Source organism: Roseicyclus sp., from assembly GCF_052168335.1.
In the GTDB taxonomy this organism is placed as follows: domain Bacteria; phylum Pseudomonadota; class Alphaproteobacteria; order Rhodobacterales; family Rhodobacteraceae; genus Roseibacterium.
The window spans coordinates 1-4,351 of sequence record NZ_JBQLZP010000111.1 but is presented as its reverse complement, the minus strand read 5'-3'; the positions used below and the strand labels follow the sequence as shown (position 1 = coordinate 4,351).

General features: G+C 73.6%; 5 protein-coding genes. 1 reads left to right on the top strand and 4 read right to left on the bottom strand.

What is annotated here, in order from left to right:
- Positions 1 to 680, bottom strand: a 680-nt coding sequence (locus ACTS11_RS03575) for an aminotransferase class I/II-fold pyridoxal phosphate-dependent enzyme (protein ID WP_442638969.1), incomplete at its 3' end; no start/stop codon positions are given.
- Between the two features lie 108 nt (positions 681 to 788).
- Positions 789 to 2,132 (bottom strand): amidase, encoded by a 1,344-nt coding sequence (locus tag ACTS11_RS03570; protein ID WP_442638968.1) that lies wholly within the window; start codon positions 2,130 to 2,132, stop codon positions 789 to 791.
- A 67-nt stretch (positions 2,133 to 2,199) separates the two neighbouring features.
- Between ACTS11_RS03570 and ACTS11_RS03565 the strand changes: the two genes are divergently transcribed.
- Positions 2,200 to 3,459, top strand: coding sequence for an FAD-dependent monooxygenase (locus ACTS11_RS03565; RefSeq protein ID WP_442638967.1), 1,260 nt, complete (start codon positions 2,200 to 2,202; stop codon positions 3,457 to 3,459).
- Between the two features lie 51 nt (positions 3,460 to 3,510).
- Here ACTS11_RS03565 and ACTS11_RS03560 read toward each other — a convergent pair whose 3' ends face one another.
- Together ACTS11_RS03560 and ACTS11_RS03555 are read right to left on the bottom strand one after the other, a co-directional pair.
- On the bottom strand, positions 3,511 to 3,663 hold the full coding sequence (locus ACTS11_RS03560) for a Trm112 family protein (RefSeq protein ID WP_442638970.1): 153 nt from the start codon (positions 3,661 to 3,663) through the stop codon (positions 3,511 to 3,513).
- A gap of 47 nt (positions 3,664 to 3,710) precedes the next feature.
- Positions 3,711 to 4,351: LON peptidase substrate-binding domain-containing protein (locus tag ACTS11_RS03555; protein ID WP_442638966.1), on the bottom strand; the 641-nt coding region annotated here is incomplete at its 5' end.

The following is a 4,351-nucleotide window of genomic DNA, read 5'->3' as shown; positions in this document are numbered from 1 at the left end:
GCCTGCGCCGCCGCCAGCGCACCGGGCGGCGGCGCATCGCGGTAGATCTCGGAATAGCACTCGTCGGCGAGGACCTGGAAACCGTGCTTCTCCGCCAGCGCCAGAAGGTCGGCCCAGTAGCCCTCGTCCGCCACCGCGCCCTGCGGGTTCGCGGGCGAGCAGATATAGGCGATGGCCGTGCGCTCCAGCACGTCCTCGGGCAGCGCCGCATAGTCCGGCAGATCGCCCGTCGCCTCGGTCGCGGGGACGTAGACGGGCTCCGCCCCCACGGCGAGCGCGGCGACGGCATAGACCTGGTAGAACGGGTTCGGCATCAGCACCACGGGGCGCCGGCCGCCCTTCGTCTCGGGGCAGAGCGCGAGACAGGCGTTGAACAGCCCCTCGCGCGTGCCGTTCAGCGGCAAGACCTGCCGCTCGGCCGAGACGTTGACGCCGTAGCGCCGCGCGATCCAGCGCGCGATCGCGGTCTGGAGGCCCGGCGTCCCCTCGTTCGGAGGATAGCGCCCGAAGCCCTCGAGGCTGGCGGCCAGCACGTCGCCGACCCAGGCCGGAAACGGATGCCGCGGCTCGCCGATGGACATGTGGATGATCTCGCCGCCCGGGGGATGGACGTCGAGCAGCTTCCGCAGACGCGGAAACGCGTATTCTGGCAGGTTCGAGAACCGCTCGGGGAATGCCATGACTGCCTCGGCTGCCGGGATCGTTTCGCCCCGGTTTTGCGGCAATCTAGCCCGTGCGCGCCGGGCCTGTCCAGAAAAAGGCTGGGACAGGCCCGGCGGTTGTGGCCTTCAGGCCAACGCCGCCTCCGCCGCCGCGCCGAGCCGCAGCAGCCGCTCCTCCGCCATGGGCGGCCCGAGCATCATCAGCCCCGCCGCCGGAACCCCCGTCGGCAGGCTCAGCCCGCAGAGCCCCATGAGGTTGCCGACCCGCGTGTTGCGCAGGCACAGGAGGTTCTCGGCCACGTAGTGATCGGGGTCGGCCATCAACCGGGCGATCTCGGGCGGGGCGTTCGCCGTCGTCGGCAGGAGAACCGCGTCATAGGCCGCCGTCGCTGCCGCCCAGTCCCGCCTCAGCGCCCGGAGGCTCCGCCACGCCGCGACGAAGTCCGGCCCCGAGAAGGCCGCACCGCCCCGGAACCGGTCGCGCACGCGGTCGAACATCTTCTCGGGCGCGGCCTCGATCGCGTCGCGCCAGGTGCCGTAGGCCTCGGCCGCGAAGAGAACGGGCGAGAGGTCCATCGCCGGCCCGATCGCCGCCACCTCGCCCCGCTCGAGGGTCGCGCCGGCGTCGGCCAGACGCTCCAGCGCGCGGGCGAAGCCCTCGGCCTGCGCCTCGGCCGCGTCGGAGGCATAGGGTTCGAGCACGAGGAAGCGCGTGCCCGAGAGGCTCGCGCCTTCCAGGTCCGCCGCCGCCCCGCCCTCCATCACCGCGAGAAGCTGCGCCGCGTCCTCGACGCTGCGGCAGAGCGGCCCGACCGTGTCGAAGCTCTCCGCCAGCGGCACGACCCCTTCGAGCGAGAGCCGCCCCGAGGTGGTCTTCAGCCCCACGAGGTCGTTCCACGCGGACGGCACCCGCACGGAACCGCCGGTGTCCGAGCCGATCCCCGCCGCGGCGAGCCCGTAGGCCACCGAGGCCGCCGCCCCGGAGGAGGAGCCGCCCGGCACCCGCGCGGGATCGTGGACATTGGGCGGCGTCGCCCCTTCCGGCGTGCCGCGATAGGTCGGGTTCAGGCCCAGCCCCGCGAAGGCGAGCTCGGACATGTGCGTCTTGCCGAGGCACACGAGGCCCGCCCGCGTCGCCCGCGCCAGAACCTCGGCATCGGCCGCGGGCACCCGCCCCTCCAGCAGGCGCGTTCCGGCCTCCGTCGCCGTCCCCGCGCTGTCGAACAGGTCCTTCCAGCTGATCGGCACGCCATCGAGCAGGCCGCGCCGCACCCCGTGCCGCGCGCGGTGGGCGGCGGCCTCCGCCTCGGCCAGGGCGCGCTCGCGCGTCAGCGTCGTGTAGATCCGGTCGCGGTGCGCGTGCGCCTCGGCTGCGGCGAGGTAGGCCTCGGCCAGCGCGACGGGGTCGATCTCGCCCGAACCGATGCCGCGCCCGAGCGCGCAGGCGCTCATCCAGAGCCAGTCGTCCATGCCCGTCGTCCCCCCCGTTCCCGGCCCGTCACGTTGTCGCGGTCGGACGCTAGCGACCCCGCGCGGCATGGACAATCCCCCGGCGCGGGCCATAGTCCGGCGCATGATGATTGACGCGGACATCCTGATCGTCGGCGGCGGGCTGAACGGCCCCTGCCTCGCGCTGGCGCTGGCTCAGGGCGGCTTCTCCTCGATCGTCGTCGACGCGCTCCCGGCCGAGACGCGGGCTGGCGACGCCTTCGACGGCCGCTCCTACGCGCTGGCGCTGGCCTCGGTCCGGATGCTCGACGCGCTCGGCCTCCGGGACGCGCTCGAGGGCGAGGCGCAGCCCATCCTCGAGATCAAGGCCTCCGACGGCCGCGCGGGCGAGGGGGCGGGCCCCTTCTACCTCCACTTCGACCATGCCGAGATCGAGGAAGGCCCGATGGGCCACATGCTCGAGGACCGCTTCCTCCGCCGCGCGCTTCTCGACGCCATGGCGGCCGAGCCGCGCGTGACGCACCTGCCGGGGGCCGAGGTCGTGGCGCAGGACACCGACGGCGCGGCCCGCGTCACGCTCGCCGACGGACGGACGCTCACGGGCCGCCTCCTCGTCGGCGCCGACGGGCGGCGCAGCGGCACGGCTGCGCGCGCGCGCATCCGGCGGACCGGCTGGGACTACGGGCAGACCGCGCTCGTCTGCGCCATCGCCCACGAGCGGCCGCACAACGGCATCGCGCACCAGTTCTTCATGCCCGCGGGGCCTCTCGCGATCCTGCCCCTGCCCGGCAACCGCTCCTCCATCGTCTGGTCCGAGCGGACGGCGCGCGCGGCCGAGATCGCGGCGATGGACGACGCGGCCTATCTCGAGGCGCTCCGCCCCGCTTTCGGCGACTTCCTGGGCGACATCGCGCTGGCCGGCACGCGCCACGCCTACCCGCTGTCGCTCAGCATCGCCGAGCGCTTCGTCGACACCCGCCTCGCGCTCGTCGGCGACGCGGCGCACGGGGTGCATCCGATCGCGGGTCAGGGCCTGAACCTCGGGTTCCGCGACGTGGCCGCGCTGGCCGAGGTGCTGACCGCAGCGCGGCGGCGCGGCGAGGACATCGCGCGCGCCGACGTGCTCGCGCGCTACCAGTCCTGGCGGCGCTTCGACACCGCGGCGATGGCGGTGGCGACCGACGCCTTCAACCGCCTCTTCTCGAACGACAACCCCGCGCTCCGCGCCCTCCGCGACGTGGGCATGGGCGTCGTGCAGGCGGTGCCGGGCCTGCGCCGCCGCTTCATCCGCGAGGCGGCCGGCCTCACCGGAGACGTGCCGCGCCTCCTCCGGGGCCGCGCGCTCTGAGCCTTCATCTTTCCTGAAATACGCACTGCGACGCGTGTCGCCCGCGCGCGCTCAGTCGAGCTTGCGCGCCTCTTCCTCGAGCATGATCGGGATGCCGTTCCGGATCGGGTAGGCGAGGTGGGCGGCCTTCGAGATCAGCTCCTGCCGCCCCGCGTCGTAGGCGAGCGTGCCGTGCGTCATCGGGCAGACCAGCGCCTCCAGCATCCGCCGGTCGAAGCTCGGCCCGCGCGGCGCGTCCTCCTCGCTCCCGCTCACTGCATGGTCTCCCCTTCGGCCGACCCGCCGCGGAGCGCGAATTCCAGAAGCGTCACCAGCGTCTCGCGCCGCGTGGTCAGCGACGGCGCCTCCAGAAGCGCCTGCTTCTCCTCAGGGTCGAAGGGGCAGAGCATCGAGAGCGAGTTGATCAGCAGCTCGTCCTCCGCCTCCTTCATGCTGTCCCAGTCGGTCGAGAGCGACAGCGCCTCGAAGTAGCGGCCGAGGAGGTCGAGGAACGGCTCCCGGTCGAAGCCCGGATCGTGCTCGGTCGGCCCGAGGTCGCGCGAGAACCCCTCCCAGCTCACCTCGCAGCGGCGGTAGGGGGTGAAACCCGTCACCTCCTCCAGGATGCGGAAGCGCGACATGCCCGAGAGCGTGATCATGTACCGCCCGTCCTCCGTCTCGGAGAACTGCGTGAGCCGCCCGGCGCAGCCGATGGCGTGCAGCCGCCGCACGTCCGAACCCGGCACCTCGCGCGGCTGCACCATGCCGATCAGGCGGTGCGACGTCTTCATCGTGTCGTCGAGCATGGCGAGGTAGCGCGGCTCGAAGATGTGCAGCGGCAGGCGCGCGCGCGGCAGCAGCAGCGCGCCCGGCAGCGGGAAGACCGGGATCGTGCCCGGGAGATCGGCGGCGG

Excerpts from the sequence above, each read along its gene's own strand:
- ACTS11_RS03560 (WP_442638970.1), bottom strand. The coding sequence starts at position 3,663 with ATGCTGGAGGCGCTGGTCTGCCCGATGACGCACGGCACGCTCGCCTAC.
- ACTS11_RS03570 (WP_442638968.1), bottom strand. The coding sequence starts at position 2,132 with ATGGACGACTGGCTCTGGATGAGCGCCTGCGCGCTCGGGCGCGGCATC.
- ACTS11_RS03565 (WP_442638967.1), top strand. The coding sequence starts at position 2,200 with ATGGACAATCCCCCGGCGCGGGCCATAGTCCGGCGCATGATGATTGAC.